The sequence below is a fragment of the Streptomyces rugosispiralis genome (genome assembly GCF_024505145.1).
In the GTDB taxonomy this organism is placed as follows: Bacteria; Actinomycetota; Actinomycetes; order Streptomycetales; family Streptomycetaceae; genus Streptomyces; species Streptomyces rugosispiralis.
Window position 1 is genome coordinate 180,896 of sequence record NZ_JANIAA010000010.1, and the last position, 17,428, is coordinate 198,323.

The window sequence follows — 17,428 nt, forward strand, 5'->3', positions numbered from 1 at the left end:
AACGTCGCTGTTCCGGGGACTCTAGCGCGCATGGCCCCGATACGTCAGGGGTGGGTTATCCACAGGCTGTCACGTGGCGCTTTGCGCCCAGTAATCTCGACGTTCATGGAGCTAAGGCACCTCGGCAGCACGGGCCTGCGCGTCTCCCGGCTCGGGCTCGGCACGCTCACTTGGGGGCGGGACACTGACGAACACGACGCCGCGGATCAGCTCAAGGCGTTCTGGGAGGCGGGCGGGACACTTGTCGACACCGCGGATGTGTACGCGGACGGCGGCGCCGAATACCTCCTGGGGCAACTCCTGGAGGGGTTACTGCCCCGGCGCGATCTCCAGATCGCGACCAAGGCGGGCAGCGTGCCCGACCCCGACCGCCGCTTCGACGCCTCGCGCGGCCATCTGCTGGCCGCGCTGGACGCCTCGCTCGAGCGGCTGGGCACGGACTATGTCGACCTGTGGCAGGTGCACGCCTTCGACCCGTTCACCCCGCTCGAGGAGACCCTTCAGGCGCTCGACATCGCGGTGAGCAGCGGGCGGGCCCGCTATGTGGGGGTGTCCAACTTCAGCGGCTGGCAGCTCGCGAAGGCCGCCACCTGGCAGCTGGCCTCCTCGGGCGCGCACACCCGGCTGGCCAGCACGCAGATGGAGTATTCGCTGCTCCAGCGAGGTGTGGAGCGCGAGGTGCTGCCCGCCGCGCTCGACCTGGGCGTCGGGCTGCTGCCGTCCTCGCCGCTCGGCCGCGGTGTGCTCACCGGCAAGTACCGCCATACGACGCCCGCCGACTCGCGCGGCGCCTCCGAGCTCGCGGCGTTCGTCGAGCCGTATCTGGACGAGGAGGCGGGCCGGATCGTCGAGGCGGTCGCCATAGCCGCCGACGGCCTGGCTACCACCGCGCTCAACGTGGCCCTGGCCTGGGTCCGCGACCGCCCGGGCGTCACCGCCCCGATCGTCGGCGCACGCAACGCCCAGCAGCTGAGGGCGGCGTTGTCGGCGGAGACCCTTAGTCTTCCGGACGAGATCTGCCAGGCGCTCGACGATGTGTCGGCGCCCGTGCACCGCTATCCCGATCAGGACTGGAGCACGCTGTGAGTACCGACCGCCTCGCCGGCGACGCCACACCCGCGCCCGAGGAGGCCGACCCGCCGGCGGAGCCGGCGAACCCCGGGGACGCCGCGGCCGCCGGATCCGCGGAGTCCGCCGGGTCCGTCGGGTCCGTCGGGTCCGCCGGGTCCGTCGGGTCCGCCGGGTCCGTCGGGTCCGCCGGGTCCGCCGGGTCCGCCGGGTCCGCCGGACGGGGTGGGGCCGACGAGGCGGGGGCTCCCGCCTCCGGAGCGAGCGCCCACGGCGCCCAGGGCGCCGACGGCGAACCCCCGGCGGACGAGGTGGACGGGCCCGGAACGGGTCAGCGGGCTCCCTCCGCCGGGCAGGGCGCATCCGGCCCAGGGGCGGGCCAGGGCTCCGGGGACGCGGAAGCGCCGGGTCCGGACCGGGCGAGCGATGGAGCGGGAGCAGGCGCTCCGGCCCCCGCCGGGCGGGGCGAGTCCGGCGACGCCGTGCCGAGCCCCCACGTCGAGGGCGCCGGCCGAGAGCGGGCCCCGGCCGGGCAGCGGGCATCCGGCCCAGGGGCGGGCCAGGGCGGCGCCGGGGGGAGCGGTGACGCGGGCGCGGGAGACGGCGCTTCCACATCCGGCGGGCAGGACGCATCCGGCGGCGGTGGCAGGGGACGGCGGTCGGCGGCGGCCGAGGCGTTGGCTGCCGCTGTGCGGGCCGTCGAGAGCGGTGAGCGGTCGGCGGCGTCGTTCTTCAACGACGCCCCGGCCGCGCGTCCGGCGGCGCCCACCGCCCCCGCGGCCCCCCGTGAGCGGGCCCGCGCGGCGGCTCCCGCCTCCGCGCCCGCTCCCGTGCGTGCGGCGTCGGCCCGGCCGGCGCGTGGGCCGGGGGGCGAGTTCCCCGGCAGTGGCGACGTCCGGGAGGTGCTCGCGGCGGGCGGGGCCCCCGAGGCCCTGGCCGGGAAGGTCGCCGAAACGCTCGGGGAGCACGCCGCCGAGGCGCTGCGCGAGGACCCCTGGCAGTTGCTGGCCGTGCCCGGCGTACGCCCCGACCAGGCGGACGGCTTCGCCCGCTCCCTCCTCGGCCCGGACTGCGAGCCCGGCGACGAGCGCCGTGCGCTGGCGCTCACCGGCTGGCTGCTGGAGCGCGCCGCCCTCGAGGGGCACACCGCGCTGGAGTCGTCCGCGCTGCGCGAGGCGCTCGCCAAGGCGTCCGTGCCGGACCCGGACGAGGCGCTGCGCACCGCGATCGCGGAGGGCGCGGTGCTGGTCTTCCAGGACGCGCTCGACGCCCCGGCGGGGGCGCGCCCCCGGGCGGCCGAGGACGAGGACGCCGAGCAGCCGGTGCGAGTGCTGCTCGGGCTGGACCGCTACGCCCTGGCGGAGGAGAGCCTGGCCGACGGTCTCGCCCGGCTGGCGAGCACCTTCGCCCCCGCTCAGGACGGCGAGGCGACGGCGGGCGATGCCGATTGGGAGGCAGCGGCCGCGGCCGCGCCGTCCGCCTCCGCCGCGGAGCTCATCCGTACCGTCGCGGCCCACGGTCTGGTCACCCACAGCGGTGGCGAGGCGGCACGCGCCGAACCGGTGGCGCTGGTCGCCGCCGCCCGCGCGATGGGCCTGCGGGCCTACGCGGCGGCGCACACCGAGGACGGCGGGCGGCGGCTGGCCGCCGCACTGGGCGAGGCCCCGGACGCGGGAACGGGCGCGGGCCCGGACGAGGCCCGGGAGGCCGCCGCTGCGGCCGTCACCGTCGCCGGGCTGCTGGCCGGCACCGAGGGCCCCGGACGCGACGAGGAGGGCGCGCCGGCGCTCGATCTGCTCGTCGTCCTGGACGCCCCGCAGCTCGATGTGGAAACGGCCGCGATGCTCGTCGAATCGCTGCCGGACGGCGCCCGTCTGGTGCTGAGCGGGGATCCCGGGGTCCTGTGGTCGGCCGGTCCCGGCCGGGTCTTCGCGGATCTGGTGGCGGCCCGCCGCTGCCCGCAGGTCGTCTCCCGCACCCCCGACCCGGGCCCCATCGGCGAGCTGGTCTCGGGGATCGGGATCGGCGAGCTCAACCAGGTGGAGGCGCCCGGCAAGGAGGTCGTGATCGTGCCCGTGCGGGACGCGGGCGAGGCGGTGCACCGCACCGTGCAGCTCGTCGCCGACTCGGTGCCCCGTGCGATCGGCGTCCCGCCGGAGCAGACCCAGGTGATCACCCCGGGCCACGGCGGCGCGGCCGGCACCCGCACGCTCAACGCGGCCCTGAAGGACCGCCTCAACCCCGGCCCCGGCCGGTTCGGCGGCTTCGACCCGGGCGACCGCGTGGCGTACACCCCGGCCCCGGGCCGTACGGTGCCGGGCACCGTGGTCTCGGCGGACGCCGAGGGGCTGCGTCTGGACTGCGCGGGCACACCGGTCGTGGTGCCGCGCGAGGAGGTCGGCGAGCTGGTGCGGCACGGCTGGGCCCTCACCGCGCACCAGGCGGCGGGAGCGCGGTGGCCCGCGGCCGTGGTGGTGCTGCCGGGCGACGCCACGGCGGGCCTGACCCGCGCCTGGGTCTACACGGCCTTCAGCCGCGGTGAGCGCCATCTGTCGGTGGTCCACGGCGCGGACGCGGCGCTGCCGCGAGCGGTGGCGGAAATCCCCTTCAAGGACCGCACCACCCGCCTACGCGCCCTACTCCAGGCCCAGGTCCCGGCCGCGCCTACCGGCTGACCGACGGACCCGTACCGGGCCCCACCCCGCGGCCAAACCCCCGGCACACCCCGGTCCCGGATCGCCCGGCCCCACGGCCGAACGGTCCGGGACCGGGGTACGGAGCCGGGTGATCGAGGACCGAGCGGCCCGCAACCCAGCGATCCGGGACCAGGCGGCGCCCAGCGAACCGGGACCAGGCGGCCCGGAGCCACCGTCTGTTCTCGGATCGCTCGGGCCTCGGATCGCTCGGGCCCGAGCGATCCGAGGAGGACGAGAGGACAAGCGGCCCAGGGCCGAGCGACGGCCCCGGACCCCCGGCCTCAGCTGCCCGGCTCCAGGACCTCCAGGTCGTCCTCGTCCTCGTCCTCGAGTTCCTCGTCGTCGAGCTCCTCGTCGAAGACCGAACTCATGTCGAAGCGGCACACGACCATATGCGGATCCGCCTGGTCGAAGGGGGCGGAGAGCCACTCCCCCGGCTCCGGGGGCTCCTCGGCCGCCACCACCCAGAGCGTGGAGTCGCCCTCCTCCAGGCCGAACTCCTTGTGCCGAGAGGCGATCTCGTCCGGCTCGAACTCGCCGAAGACCACCCCCAGGGCGGTGTGCACGCTCTCCCCGGCGGCCGCCCCGCCGCCCTGCTTGTCGTTCCCCGTGTCGATGTCCGGATCCAGGTCGGCGATCCGCTGCGCCTGCGAGAGCAGTCGCTGCGGTTCGGCGACGACGTAGTCCCTGCGGATCAGCACGCTCAGCGCGCTCGGCTCCTCCGGCCCGGCGTAGGCGGGCAGGCGGTCGTCACCAGGGATCTCGAAGGGCGTCACCTCGTCGTAGGCGTCGTAGAGCAGCTCGTCGTAGACCTCGGCTGCCGCGGCCAGTTCGTTGAACGCGGCGTAGACGGCCGGATCGCCTTCCCCCGACCGACGTTCGACGGCGTCGAGGTGACGATCCAGTGCGGCTTTCACCGCTTCGGCGGCGGCACGTACCTCGGCAGCGGATGGCTGCGCAGCATCAGACATAGTGCAGACGCTATCCGTAGCAGGGCAGTTCCCGCACAATAGATGCGATGCCGGAATACGAATTCTGTGATGTGTATGTGCCGCGCGGCGTTTCCCGCAAGGCCACTACCCGCCTGCTCACCGACCATGCCGAGTACGGACACTGGGAGTTGGATCGCTTGAGACTCAACCCCGACGGCAGCCGCAGAGTGCGATTGCGGCGCCGGATCATCCGCCAGCTCCGGGCCACCTGGTAGCGGGCCGGGACATGACCGAGCGGGCCCCGCTTGACGCGGGGCCCGCCCAGAGTGACGCCATGGTCACCCGGCGCATGAGATCCGGTGTGTGATGTGTGGCGTGTGAGGTGCCGTGCACGGTGTGTGACGCGATGGGACCACCGCCCGGCATCTGTCGGCACCCATCAGCGCGAGGTGTGATCAGCGCTGTGCGGCGCGGGCCCGGCGGTAGAGCACCGTGCCCGCCAGCAGCATGCCCGCGGCGGCCGGAATGGCCAGCTCGACGGGGCCCGCGCCGGTGTGCGCGAGCTGCTCCTTGCTGCCGAGGTTCGCGGACGGGTCGAGACCGTGGGTTCCCGTGTGCTCGGTCTGGTGGCCCTGCGGGGAGTTTCCGTGCTGCCCCGAACCACCACCACCGTGGTTCGAACCCCCCGGGTTGCTCGGGTTGCCGGGGTTGCCGGGGTTGCCGGGGTTGCTCGGGTTGCCAGGGTTCCCGGGGTTACCAGGCTGACCCGGGTTTCCGGGGTTGCCAGGGTTCCCCGGGTTCCCCGGATTCCCGGGGTTCCCCGGATTGCCAGGGTTCCCGGGGTTGCCAGGGTTTCCGGGGTTGCCCGGGTTGCCAGGGTTCCCCGGGTTGCCAGGCTCACCCGGCTCCCCCGGGGTCTCCGGCACCGCCGGCACCGTCTCCCCGCAGTCGCCGCCGTCACTGCTGTTCCCGTACCCGACCGCGCTGACGTTGTTCCCGCACACATTGACCGGGACGCCGATCGGGGCCTGGATGTTGTTGCCGGAGCCGATGCCCGACGAGCCACTGCTGCTGCCCTGCGCATGCGAGCCGCCGGACTGCGAGCCGCCACCGCCGGACGAGCCGCCCGAGCCGCCATCGGCCCGGTCGCCGCACTGCCCCCCGCCCGCGCCGTTGAGGACACCGACGACGCTCACCGTGTTTCCGCACAGGTTTACCGGCACATGCACCGGGGCCTGGATGTTGTTGCCCGAGACGATGCCCGGCGAGTACGCGGCACCACCGTCGGCGCCCGACCCCGCCGCGTGGGCATAGCCGCCGGTCACGGCAAGAACGCCGCTGGCCGCGGCTACGGTGATCAGGCCCTTTTTCGCAACCTGTCGCATAACTTTCTGCTCCCCTAGCCTTCCGTCCCGGACGGAGTGCGCGCGGGCGATCTCGCCCGCACCCCCATCCCCGGACGGCCCGGAGCGCGCACACTCCGGAACCGCCCGGGATCACACCCCGGTGGACCGTGACTCGATGTCACGTGATCGATGCGGTAGTTGCCGAAGGCGGGGCACAGCACCACCCCCTTGTCGGCATCGCGGCCCGGTTACGAGCCGCACACACCATGTAACGAGGAGGGAGCAATCAAGCTATCAAGCTACGACACCATTCACCCTTTTTGGTTCCTTCGGTATGTGTGATCGATTAGGCCGAACGTGTAAGCCCCTCAGCGAGCCCGGCACGCCCCTGAGCAGGCCCGGCACCAGTGGGCCCAGCAGGCTCAGCAGGCGTCCAGGAACCGGTCCAGCACCCGCACACCGAACTTCAGCCCGTCCACCGGCACCCGCTCGTCGACCCCGTGGAACATCCCGGCGAAGTCCAGCTCCGGGGGCAGCCGCAGCGGCGCGAAGCCGAAGCAGCGGATGCCGAGGTCGTCGAAGGACTTCGCGTCCGTACCGCCCGAGAGGCAGTACGGCACGGCGCGGGCGATCGGGTCCTCGGCCTTCAGCGCCGACTGCATGGCGTCCACCAGCGCCCCGTCGAAGGTGGTCTCCAGCGCCTTGTCCGCGTGCACGTCCTCCCGCTTGACCCGCGGGCCGAGGATGCGGTCGAGGTCGGCCAGGAACTCGTCCTCGAACCCGGGCAGGAAGCGCCCGTCCACATGCGCCGTGGCCTGCCCCGGAATGACGTTCACCTTGTAGCCGGCGCCGAGCATGGTGGGGGCGGCGGTGTTCTGCAGCGTGGCCCCGATGATCTTCGCGATGCCGCCCAGCTTGGCGAGGGTCTCGTCCATGTTCTCGGGGTCGAGCGGGGTGCCGAGCGCGTCGGACAGCTCGTCCAGGAAGGACCGTACGGTCTTGGTGACCCGCACCGGGAACTTGTGCCGCCCGAGCCGCCCGACCGCCTCGGCCAGCTCGGTGATGGCGTTGTCGTTGTTGGTCATCGAGCCATGACCCGCGGTGCCGTCCACCGTGAGCCGCATCCAGTGCATGCCCTTCTGCGCGGTCTCGATCAGATAGAGCCGCAGCTGCTCGTTGACGGTGAAGGAGAAGCCACCGACCTCGCCGATCGCCTCCGTCACGCCCTCGAACAGCTCGGGGTGGTTGTTGACCAGGTGCTTGGCCCCGTAGACCCCGCCCGCCTCCTCATCGGCGAGGAAGGCCAGCACGATGTCGCGCGGAGGCTTGCGGCCGCTGCGCAGCCGCTCCCGGACGACCGCGAGCGTCATCGCGTCCATGTCCTTCATGTCCACCGCGCCCCGGCCCCAGACGCAGTCGTCCACGATCTCGCCGGAGAAGGGGTGGTGGGTCCAGTCCTCGGCATTGGCCGGTACGACGTCGGTGTGGCCGTGGATGAGCAGCGCGGGACGGGACGGATCCTCCCCCTCGATCCGCGCCACCGTCGACGCCCTGCCCTTGTGCGACTCGAAGATCTTGGGCTCGAGCCCCACCTCGGCCAGCTTCTCGGCGACGTACTCGGCGGCCGCGCGCTCACCGGGGCCGGAGTGGTCGCCATAGTTACTGGTGTCGATCCGGATCAGGTCACGGCAGAGGTCGACCACCTCGTCCTCACCCTTGACCGTCCCGGTCGTCGTCGCGCCCGAAAGCGACTCACTCACGATGCCTCCTCGTCGTTGCGCTGCCGCGGAACGCCCTGCCACGGACCCCGCGGCAGGGGTCACCCGCCCATACTCCTCCGCTCGCCCGCCCAGCCCAAGGCGGCAATACCGCCGTCATGCCCCCGTCACACAGCCCACCCACCCGGCCACCCCTCGGGGACCACCTGCCGTGATCGAGCACGCCCCGATGTTTGCTATGGTTTTCCATGTCGGAACGGCCACGGGGCCGACCGGCAGACACCTGGTCCGGGTGGCGGAATGGCAGACGCGCTAGCTTGAGGTGCTAGTGCCCTTTATCGGGCGTGGGGGTTCAAGTCCCCCCTCGGACACGTTCTTACGTACACGGATGACGCGGGTTGTGACTCAACGGTCACGACCCGCTTTTTCATGTTGTAGGTGAGCGTGGGACCGAAAGCCCGGCAGAGAGGGGCTTCGTGGTCGGCGGGGACAGGCTGAAGGGGCTTTCGCGCAGCCACGGGAGCGCGCCCTGGGAGCGATCAGGATCCGCGGTGCCGGGTGTGGACCTGCCGGTAGCCTCGTGCGCATGAGTGTGAGTGAAGCAGGCCCCTTCGATCGCCGCAGTCTGCGCGAGCGGACCATTGCCTATCTGCGTGGTCAGATCATCTCGGGAACGCTGCAGCCGGGTGAGCACGTTCGTGAGGTCTCGCTCAGCGACAAGCTCGGGGTCAGCCGGGGGACTCTGCGGGAGGCTCTGCGCTCCCTGGAGGGCGAGGGTCTGCTGGTCAATGACGGCAAAGGCCGCATGTGGGTCAGGAAACTCAGCGCACAGGAGATCGCCGAGGTCTTCGAGGTGCGGACGGCGCTCGAGATCCTGGCGGCGACCAAACTGGCCGGCAGCGACCGGCGTGCGGAGTTTGCGGACCTGCTGGAGCGGAAGGTCGAGGATCTGCGCGAGCCTGATCTCGGGTTCGGCGAGCGCATCGAGGCCGATCTCGGGTTCCACGCCTTGATGTGCGAGCTGACCGGCAGCGGCACGCTCAGCCGCTCGTGGCTGCAGCTGAACAGCCAGATTCGCATGATGATCATTGCCGCCGGGCCGGAACGCGCGGTCGGCAGGATGCGCTATGAGGCACACCTGCCGATCGTCGCGGCCATCCGCGCCGGTGACGTGGACGCCGTCCGGAAGACGCTCACCGAGCACATGCATGACTTCACCCGCCGTTACGTCGGCGACGCGCTCGCGGCCGAACCGGGTGAGACGCCGGCGGACCGGCGGTAGGAACGGGACGGGGTCAGCGCGCTCGGCGCAGTGTCGTGAAGAAGGCACGTTTCGTCTCGGTGCCGGCCGTCCAGTCGACGGGAACGGCCTGGTAGCCGTTGTGGTAGTCGCCGATTGTCGGCTGGGGCGGGTTGGTGGTGACGGAGCCCGGGTCGAAGTAGCCCCAGGAGGCGCCGGCGGACAGGGCCGTCTTCATGTGGTTGCGCGGCTTGTCGAAGTCGAAGTGGTCGTCCTCGTTGAACATGATCGGCTTCGGGGTGTAGCCGGGCGTGGCCCTGATCTCCTCGACCATCTCGGCCAGTCGTTCCGGGCCGGGGGTGCCGTTCCCATGGATGAGGACGAAGTCCGCTTCGGCGAGGACCTGTTCGGTGATGATGGGCGGGTGGGCGAGGAAGCTGGTGCTCACCAGCAGCCTGCGGCCTTCGTGGGTGACCGACTTGGCGTGCGCGATGAGCTCGTGGACGCGGTCGGCCTTGATCAGGCCGTGCGTGTAGTGGCTGTGCCAGTTCACCTCGTTGGCGATCTCGATCAGTACGTGGCGCCAGCCTGATCGAAGCACCCACGTGCACACCTCGGCGACGGCCCGCTTGAGGGCCGGTTCGTCGCGCAGCCGATGGTCCTGGCCGTGGTAGAAGATGTCCAGGATGACGACGAGTCCGAGCCGGTCGGCCTCCTCGATGATCTTGGCCAGGCGCTCGCGGTAACCCTCCAGCAGAGCCCCCTCCGCCGTGAACCCGGCATTGTCCCAAGGCTGTTCGGTGCTGTAGCCCTGCGGGCTGCCGCCCTGTACGCCGATGGTGAAGGCATCGAGGCCGTCCGCCTTCCACTGCGGCATGGCGGCGAGGAACTCACGGGTGTTGCGCTGTGCGTCCCAGATTCCGGTGTCGGGGTATGCCCACTGGTGGACGGTGTCGGGGTTGGCGTCGTCGAACGCTCCGTTGATCATGCGGCTGTTCAGCAGCAGTCCGTCGAGCGGGATGCCATCGAGGGTGCGGCCCTGGTTGGCGAGCTGACCGTCGACGGCGAAGTCGGTTCCCCAGATCTCGATCGAGGTCATGCGGATCATTCTCCTTGCGAGGTTGTGGCGGACCAGGTGGAACGGTGACCGTGGGCCGTGATGACCAGGCGTGCGGCGGGGGCGGCGATGAGCAGGGCGCCGACCGGCTGGATGTAGATACAGCAGACGGCAAGGAGGGCGGTGCCGGTGGTGAGGCCCGCGGCCCCTGGGTGCCGGACGATGCTGTCGACCGTTTCGCGGTAGGCGTCCCGGACCCCGCGCGGGGCGCCCGCGAGGGCCGGGATCAAGTTCGTGGCGAACACCAGGAAGGGGACGGCGACGGCCGTCAGCGCGACCGTGGCGTACGGCCGCTGCTGTCCCATGTGCGGTACGACCGCGCTGTTCAGTACCAGCAGCGCGGCGACCGGCGCGAGGGCCGCCAGCGCGGCGGTGCTCGTACGGGCCGACCGCCGCAGGTGGGAGAGGAAGGTCGGGCAGACGGGGCTCTGGTCGCCTCGGGCCCATCCGTGGACCGTCGCCACCAGGGCGGTGGCGGCCGCCGGGGCGGTGATCACCAGCGCGGTGCCGATCGTCCACAGCAGGCTGAGGAGCAGATACCGGCAGACGGTGTCGAGCCCCGCGTACGCGGGTCCGGCCCATAGGGCGCGATGGGACGGTTGGTTCATCCCTTCATCCCAGAGGTGGAGATGCCGTCCACGATCAGCCGCTGGAAGATCAGGAACAGGACCAGGGTGGGCAGAAGCGACAGCACGCTCATCGCGAACATGGGGCCGTAGTCCGACTGGCCGGTGCCGTCGATGAACTGCCGCAGTGCGAGCGGAACCGTGTACAGCTGGGCTTTCGAGATGTAGATCAGCTGGGAGAAGAAGTCGTTGTACGTCCACAGGAAGGTGAAGATCGCCGTGGTGACCAGGGCCGGCCTCAGCAGCGGCAGGATCACCTTGAGGTAGATACCGCCCGGACTGCATCCGTCGAGCGCGGCGGCATCGTCCAGGTCGCGAGGGATGCCGCGGATGAACTGCACCATCAGAAAGATGAAGAAGGCGTCGACGGCGAAGAACTTCGGCAGCACCAACGGGAGATAGGTGTCCACCCAGCCGAGATTGTTGAACAGAATGTACTGAGGGATGATCGTCACCTGTGCGGGCAGCATCACGGTGACCATCATCAGGGCGAAGGCCGTGCGCTTGAACGGGAATTCCAGTCTCGCGAAGGCGAACGCGGCCAGGGAGCAGGCGAGGATGTTCCCGGTGACGGCGCCGAGGCTCACGAGGATCGAGTTCAGCAGCGGGCGCCCGAAAGTGCTGCCGTCGGCGCTGATCCAGCCGTTTTCGTAGTTGGCGACGTTCCAGGTGTCCGGGAGCAGACCGGCCGATCCGAAGATTTCGTCGGCCGGCTTCAGGGACGCCGAGAGCAGCCAGACCAGGGGGTAGAGCATCGCGACCACGCCGATGACGAGGACGATGTAGAGCAGTGCTCGGGCGGCCCGTCGGCCGGGGGCGGCCGCTCGGGGCACCGTCGCGGACGGACGCGTACTCGTACCGGCGGGCTGAGTGGTGGTTGTCATTGTGCGTTCTCACTATTCATCGGAGTAGTGAACCCAGTACCGGCTGAGCCAGAAATTGACCGCTGTCACTGCTCCGATGACGACGAGCAGGAACCAGGCCATGGCGGCGGCATAGCCCATCTGGAAGTCGTTGAAAGCGGCCTGGTAGAGGTACAGGGTGTAGACGAGCATGGAATTGCCCGGTCCGCCGTGGCCGCCGCCGATGATGAAGGCCGAGCCGAAGACCTGAAAGGCGTTGATCACCTGGAGGATCAGGTTGAAGAAGACGATGGGGGTCAGCATCGGCAACGTGATGGAGAAGAATCTCCGCACCGCGCCGGCCCCGTCGAGGGAGGCGGACTCGTACAGTTCCGCGGGGATCTGCCGGAGCCCGGCCAGAAAGATGATCATCGGGGAGCCGAACTCCCAGACCCGCAGCAGGATCAGAGTCCCCAGCGACCAGTGCGGATCGCCGATCCAGCTGGTGGTGGATTCGATGCCGATCATGCCGAGAACGTTGTTGAGCAGTCCCTCGGCTCCGAAGATCTGCCGCCACAGGATGGCGATGGCGATGCTGGAACCGAACAGGCTGGGCAGGTAGTACAGCGCCCGCCAGATGGTCATGCCCTTGATGCCGCGGTTGAGGACGGTGGCCAGCAGCAGTGCGAAGGCGAGTTGCAGGGGGACCGCGACCGCGACGTAGACGGCGGTGACCACCACGGACTGCCGCCACACCGGATCTCCGGTGAGCATCCTCGTGTAGTTGCCTGAGCCGATCCACTGAGGTGAGCTGAGCAGGTCGTAGTCGGTGAACGACAGGTACAGGGAGGCGATGAGAGGGCCGGCTGTGAAGACCAGCAGTCCCACGATCCAGGGGCTGAGAAACAGCAGAGCCCACTTGCCCTGGGGGCGCCGGCGGCTGGTGGCCTTCGGTGTTCCCTCGGTGGTCGAGGTCCGGCTGGGGAGCCCGGAGAGCATGGTCACGAGAGGAACCCTTCGGCTTGCGAGAAGAAGCTGTCAGCTCCCGAAGAGATGGATTGGTAATTCGTGGCGACGCTCTGGCCGATGGTCACGAAAGCGGTCATGACCTGGGAGGAGCCGCTGGGGAACTCGCTGGCGAGGGAGGGCACCGGCTGGGCGAACTCCTGGGAGACGAGGTTCACGTAGTCGATGAAGAGGCGGTCGGTCTCGCTGAAGTCGAGGGCCTTGCGCAGCTGAAGATTGGGCGGGGCGGCGAATTCGGCCTGCAGGATGCCTGCGGCCTCCTCGTCGTTGAGCATGAAGTCGATCAGTGAGGCCGCGTCCGCCGGATGGCTGGAGCGGGCGTTGACCGCGACCCAGTTGGAGGCCCGCACGGAGTGCCCGGACTTCGATGCGCTGGGCATCGGCATGGTGCTGACGCCGAGCTGGTTCTTCGTCATGTACTGGAAGGCGCTCAGGACGTTCGGGTAGATGAAGAAGTTCGGAGCCTTGCCCGTGACCAGCAGCGAGTTGCCGAAGCCGCCGACCGCCGTCTGCACGGTGAGGTCGCCGGGCGGGGCGGCGCCGCTCTTGCGCAGCCCCGCCCAGATTTCGTACCAGTCCTCCAGGTCGGTCCGGGAGAAGCCGAGCTTGCCGTTCCGGTAGAGCTCCTTGCCGCGCTGGCGGACGAAGACCTGGAAGCCGTTGATGTCGGTGCTGTCGTCGATGCTGCCGTAGAGGCGTCCTCCGGACTTCTCCCGCACCTTGTTGGCGAAGGTGATGAACTCGTCCCAGGTGTGGCCGGGCTCGGGGACTGACATCCCGAGATCGGCCAGCGCGGCCTTGTCCCAGATCACGCCGTAGGCGTTGTCGCCGAGCGGCAGGGCCACGCGCTCGCCCCCGATGACTCCTCCGGAGACGGACCGCTCCTCGAAGTGCGACAGGTCCAGCGTCTTCGGGGCGTAGCGGTCGAGCGGGGCAAGGGTGTTCTTCGTCGCGAACTGCGCGACGATGTTCTGGAACAGCGCCTGGATGTCAGCCGCGTTGCCGCCGGCGACCTGGGTGGACAGCTTCTGCGAGTAGGACTCGTTGGAGAGCAGTTCCAGGTCGATCTCGCCGCCGTTCTTCTTGGTGTACAGCTTGAAGACTTGCTGGAGTTTCTGCTGCCGGGCAGCCGAGCCATAGGCCGACATCCTCAGCGGGACGCTGCCCTGGGGGGTGACCGAGCTGGACCGCGGGCTTCCGGAGGCGTCGCAGCCGGCCAGGGAGAGTGCGGCGGCTCCGGCTGTGGAGAGGCCCATGCCGAGGAAGGAACGCCGGGAGGGCACTCTGTGCGAATGGTGCACGGGCTGGCCTTTCTTCATGGAAAGGTGGGCACGAGGGAGGAAGGTCAGAAACCTTCCATCCGGTGCGGGACGTAGTGCGCCTCGAGCGCGCTCATCTCGTCCGCGCCGAGCGTGAGGTCGACCGCGGCCACGGCGTCGTCGAGGTGATGGGGCTTGGTGGCACCGACGATCGGCGAGGTGACGACCGGGCGGTGCAGCAACCAGGCGAGGGCGACCTGGGCCCGGGTGACACCGCGGTCTCCGGCGATCGCCGTGACCTGGTCGCCGATCTTGCGGTCCTCGACCTCGGCCTGCTGGTACAGCGTCTTGCCCAGCGGGTCGGTCCTGATCCGGTCGCTGCTCTCGTCCCAGGCACGCGTGAGCTTGCCGCGGGCCAGCGGACTCCAGGGCAGTAGGCCCACGCCCTGGTCCAGGCAGAACGGATGCAGTTCGCGCTCGTCTTCCCGGGTCAGCAGGTTGTACTGGCTCTGCATGGAGACGAAGGTCGTCCAACCGCCGAGACGGGCGGTGTACTGGGCCTTGGCGAACTGCCAGGCGTGCATCGACGAAGCGCCGATGTAGCGGGCCTTACCTGCCTTGACGACGTCGTGCAGCGCCTCCATCGTCTCCTCGATCGGGACGGTGTCGTCCCACCGGTGGATCTGGTAGAGGTCGACGTAGTCCGTCCGCAGCCGGCGCAGGCTGGCGTCGATCTGCTCCATGATGTGCCGGCGGGAGAGCCCGCCGCCGTTCGGGCCGGGCCGCATCACACCGTGCACCTTGGTGGCGACGACGACTTCCTCGCGGCGCGTGAAGTCGCGGATGCAGCGGCCGAGGATTTCCTCGCTGTGCCCGAGGGAGTAGATGTTGGCGGTGTCGAAGGTGGTGATCCCCAGTTCGAGAGCTCGCTTGATGAACTCGCGGCTGGGCTCCTCGGGCAGGCTCCAGCCGTGCGCGCCCCGGTCGGGGTCGCCGTAGCTCATGCAGCCGAGAGTGACAGCGGAGACTTCGAGCCCGCTGGTGCCGACCTTGAGGTACTTCATGTCAGTGCGGCTCCTTCTGGAACATTCGGATGACGCTGGAGTCGTCGTGGCGGCCCAGCCCCTGGTCGCCGGCGCGGGCGAACAGGGCGGCCGCCTGCTCGGCCAACGGGGTCACGGCGCCGGATTTCCGTGCCGCGGCGAGGACGAGGGACGAGTCCTTGACGAAGATGTCGACCGCGCTGCGGACCGGCGGAGTGTCGGTGCTGAGCATCCGTGGCCCGCGGTCGCTCAGCATGAACGAGGAGGCGGCGCCCGGCTCGATGGCGGCGAGCACCTGGACCGGATCAAGGCCGAGCGCGCGGGCGAATTGCAGGGCCTCGCCCGCCGCGGCGAGGTGCACGGAGCACAGCAGCTGGTTGACGAGCTTCACGGCCTGTCCGTCGCCGACCCGGCCACCGCAGAGAGCGATCCGGGAGGCCACGAGGTTCAGCACCGGCCGGACACCGTCGAGCACGTCGGGTGCGGCACCGGCGAGCACGGTCAGTTCGCCGGTCTCGGCCCGGGAGGCGCCGCCGGTCACCGGCGCGTCCACCACCTTCGCGCCGAGGGCCTCCAGGCGCCGCCCCGCATCGGCCGCGCAGTCGGTGCCGACCGAGCTCATGAGGATCACGGTGGATCCGGCCGGCAGGCCGGCGTGGACGCCGTCGTCACCGAACAGAGCACGGTCCAGCTGCGCGGGCGTGGCCACCATGACGACGACCACGTCGGCTCCGCGGGCCGCCTCGGCCGCGCTGACAGCGGCGGTGGCTCCCTGGGCGGCTAGCTCGGCGGTGCGGGCGGAGTCCGGATCGAACACGGTCACCGGGAACCGGCGCAGTATGTGACGGGCCATGGGCAGCCCCATGGCGCCGACTCCGACGAACGTGACCTTCACAAGGCCTCCTCGCTCGACTGGGCGGACGCTGCGGCCAGGTGGCTGAGTGCGGATCGCACTTCCTCTTCCTTCGACGCGAACGGGCTGCCGTGGGTCTCCAGCTCCAGCACGAGCGGCCCCCGGTACCCGGCCGTTCGCACCGCGCGCAGGACCCGGGGGAAGTCGATGTCGCCCAGACCCATCGGCCGGCGGATGTCCCCGGCGAGGGCGTCGCGCAGATGGACGGTCGCCACCCTGCTCGCGAACCGTGGGAACAGCCCGGCCGGGTCCTCCCCCGCCGCCCGGACGTGGGAGACGTCCCAGGCTTGGGTGATGCCGGGTGCGAGCGCGGCCAGCAGGGCGTCGGTGCGTGCCAGTGTGTTGACCAGCCGCAGATAGTGGGGCGCCTCGACGGTCAGCTCCACGCCCACGTCGCCGGCGCGGTCGAGTACGGGTTCCAGGCCGCCGGCCACCCGGCGCAGTTGCTCCGCTGCCGGGACCCCGGGGTCTTCCGGATCGCCGCAGGTGAGCACCAGGCGGGGACTCCCGGCGTCGGCGCAGAAGTCGAGCAGCCGGAACATCGCGTCACGCACACCGGCGTGGTCGGTGCGGGTGTTGAAGGAGCCGGGGTCGGCGTTGACCCCGGTGACGGCCAGGGACGCCGCCCGGACCCGGGCCGCGACGGCGGACAGCTGGGCCGTGGTGCCGGTGGGCGGAACGTGCTCGCACAATCCCGCCAACGCACCCAGGTCGACCCGGTCGAAACCGAGACCGGCGATGGTCTCGAGCGCTCGGGGCAGATCGCGGTCGCGGAAGGTGATGGTGGAGCAGGACAGGCGCGGCAACGCCGGTGGACTCATCCGGTCTCTCGCTCTCGAGGGGAAGGAGGCTGGGTGGCGGCCGACGGCAGGCGCCGGGCGTCGCCCGCGTAGCGGCGGCAGAAGTCGCCCATGTGCGCGGAGACGACGGAGGCCACATGGGCGGGGTCACCGGTCTCGATCGCGTCGACGATGGCGACGTGGTCGGCGTAACGCATCCGGTCACTGGCCCGTGCGGGGCCGGCCGCGATGATGATCATCTCGATCTGGCCCACCAGCCGGCGCCACGTGGTGAACAGGGTGGTGCTGCCCGCCAGCGCGCACAGCCTCGCGTGGAAGGCGAGGTCCAGCTCGATCTGGGTGCCGAAGGACAGGTCGGGGTTGTTCAGCGGCGCCAGCAACTCGCGCAGCTCGGCTGCGGTCCCGCCGCGATCCGCGCGCCGCGCCAGCTTGGTCGCGGCCAGGACCTCCAGCGCCTCGCGGACTTCGAAGACCTCGCGGATCTCCCGGCCGGAGAGCTCCCGGACATGCAGGTGGCCGCGGCCGTCGCCCACGATCAGGCCCTCGGTCTCCAGGGGGCGCAAGGACTCCCGCAACGTGCCGCGGCTCACCCCCAGCTCGCGGCTGAGAGCCACCTCGACGATGTGCTCACCGGGGCGCAGCGCCCCAGAAATGATCTTCTCTCGCAGGTGAGTGGTGCAGCGTTCCCGCAGGGTGCTGCGGCTGAGTGTGGCTTGAACGCCGAGTTTCATGGCGTGAACCGTACTTGTTGACATTTTTTTGTCAACAGTTACGGTGGCGAAACATCATCGACCCCTGACCG

At 70.5% G+C, this 17,428-nt stretch carries 16 protein-coding genes and 1 tRNA gene; 5 read left to right on the forward strand and 12 right to left on the reverse strand.

What is annotated here, in order from left to right; all coding sequences use genetic code 11:
* Positions 1 to 105: 105 nt before the first annotated feature.
* Together NP777_RS18615 and NP777_RS18620 are read left to right on the forward strand one after the other, a co-directional pair.
* Complete coding sequence (locus NP777_RS18615; protein WP_256651271.1) at positions 106 to 1,086, forward strand: aldo/keto reductase; 981 nt, start codon at positions 106 to 108, stop codon at positions 1,084 to 1,086.
* Complete coding sequence (locus NP777_RS18620) at positions 1,083 to 3,743, forward strand: helix-hairpin-helix domain-containing protein (RefSeq protein ID WP_256651272.1); 2,661 nt, start codon at positions 1,083 to 1,085, stop codon at positions 3,741 to 3,743. The genes NP777_RS18615 and NP777_RS18620 overlap by 4 nt, the downstream gene beginning before the upstream one ends.
* Before the next feature lie 302 nt (positions 3,744 to 4,045).
* On the opposite strand, the gene NP777_RS18625 is transcribed toward NP777_RS18620, so the two are convergent.
* Positions 4,046 to 4,735: a hypothetical protein gene (locus tag NP777_RS18625; protein WP_256651273.1), complete on the reverse strand. Its 690-nt coding sequence runs from the start codon at positions 4,733 to 4,735 to the stop codon at positions 4,046 to 4,048.
* 47 nt (positions 4,736 to 4,782) lie between these two features.
* On the opposite strand from NP777_RS18625, the gene NP777_RS18630 reads away from it, so the two are divergent.
* Entirely contained in the window at positions 4,783 to 4,971 is a 189-nt protein-coding gene (locus NP777_RS18630; RefSeq protein ID WP_014059547.1) for a DUF5703 family protein, read from the forward strand.
* A gap of 180 nt (positions 4,972 to 5,151) precedes the next feature.
* Here NP777_RS18630 and NP777_RS18635 read toward each other — a convergent pair whose 3' ends face one another.
* Together NP777_RS18635 and NP777_RS18640 are read right to left on the reverse strand one after the other, a co-directional pair.
* The gene (locus NP777_RS18635; RefSeq protein ID WP_256651274.1) at positions 5,152 to 6,081 is read right to left on the reverse strand and encodes a chaplin; all 930 of its coding nucleotides are present in this window, start codon (positions 6,079 to 6,081) and stop codon (positions 5,152 to 5,154) included.
* 383 nt (positions 6,082 to 6,464) lie between these two features.
* Positions 6,465 to 7,802: a M20/M25/M40 family metallo-hydrolase gene (locus tag NP777_RS18640; RefSeq protein WP_256651275.1), complete on the reverse strand. Its 1,338-nt coding sequence runs from the start codon at positions 7,800 to 7,802 to the stop codon at positions 6,465 to 6,467.
* A gap of 244 nt (positions 7,803 to 8,046) precedes the next feature.
* Here NP777_RS18640 and NP777_RS18645 point away from each other — a divergent pair.
* Positions 8,047 to 8,131 (forward strand) — tRNA-Leu (locus tag NP777_RS18645).
* A gap of 215 nt (positions 8,132 to 8,346) precedes the next feature.
* Entirely contained in the window at positions 8,347 to 9,042 is a 696-nt protein-coding gene (locus NP777_RS18650) for a GntR family transcriptional regulator (protein WP_256651276.1), read from the forward strand.
* Positions 9,043 to 9,055: 13 nt separating this feature from the next.
* Here the strand turns inward: NP777_RS18650 and NP777_RS18655 are convergent, their stop codons facing one another.
* The 9 genes from NP777_RS18655 to NP777_RS18695 form a co-directional block, all read right to left on the reverse strand.
* Positions 9,056 to 10,099, reverse strand: a complete 1,044-nt coding sequence (locus NP777_RS18655; RefSeq protein WP_256651277.1) for a hypothetical protein — start codon at positions 10,097 to 10,099, stop codon at positions 9,056 to 9,058.
* 5 nt (positions 10,100 to 10,104) lie between these two features.
* Positions 10,105 to 10,725, reverse strand: coding sequence for a DUF624 domain-containing protein (locus NP777_RS18660; protein WP_256651278.1), 621 nt, complete (start codon positions 10,723 to 10,725; stop codon positions 10,105 to 10,107).
* The gene (locus NP777_RS18665) at positions 10,722 to 11,627 is read right to left on the reverse strand and encodes a carbohydrate ABC transporter permease (protein WP_256651279.1); all 906 of its coding nucleotides are present in this window, start codon (positions 11,625 to 11,627) and stop codon (positions 10,722 to 10,724) included. The genes NP777_RS18660 and NP777_RS18665 overlap by 4 nt, the downstream gene beginning before the upstream one ends.
* A 12-nt stretch (positions 11,628 to 11,639) precedes the next feature.
* On the reverse strand, positions 11,640 to 12,584 hold the full coding sequence (locus NP777_RS18670) for a carbohydrate ABC transporter permease (protein ID WP_256651325.1): 945 nt from the start codon (positions 12,582 to 12,584) through the stop codon (positions 11,640 to 11,642).
* A gap of 2 nt (positions 12,585 to 12,586) precedes the next feature.
* Complete coding sequence (locus NP777_RS18675) at positions 12,587 to 13,867, reverse strand: ABC transporter substrate-binding protein (RefSeq protein WP_256651280.1); 1,281 nt, start codon at positions 13,865 to 13,867, stop codon at positions 12,587 to 12,589.
* Positions 13,868 to 13,956: 89 nt separating this feature from the next.
* Positions 13,957 to 14,934, reverse strand: coding sequence for an aldo/keto reductase (locus tag NP777_RS18680; RefSeq protein ID WP_256651281.1), 978 nt, complete (start codon positions 14,932 to 14,934; stop codon positions 13,957 to 13,959).
* 1 nt (position 14,935) lies between these two features.
* A complete protein-coding gene (locus NP777_RS48100) occupies positions 14,936 to 15,808 on the reverse strand; it encodes an NAD(P)-dependent oxidoreductase (protein WP_256651282.1) in 873 nt (290 codons plus the stop codon).
* Positions 15,805 to 16,647, reverse strand: a complete 843-nt coding sequence (locus NP777_RS18690; protein ID WP_256651283.1) for a sugar phosphate isomerase/epimerase family protein — start codon at positions 16,645 to 16,647, stop codon at positions 15,805 to 15,807. The genes NP777_RS48100 and NP777_RS18690 overlap by 4 nt, the downstream gene beginning before the upstream one ends.
* The gene (locus tag NP777_RS18695; RefSeq protein ID WP_256651284.1) at positions 16,644 to 17,357 is read right to left on the reverse strand and encodes a GntR family transcriptional regulator; all 714 of its coding nucleotides are present in this window, start codon (positions 17,355 to 17,357) and stop codon (positions 16,644 to 16,646) included. The genes NP777_RS18690 and NP777_RS18695 overlap by 4 nt, the downstream gene beginning before the upstream one ends.
* Positions 17,358 to 17,428: the final 71 nt, after the last annotated feature.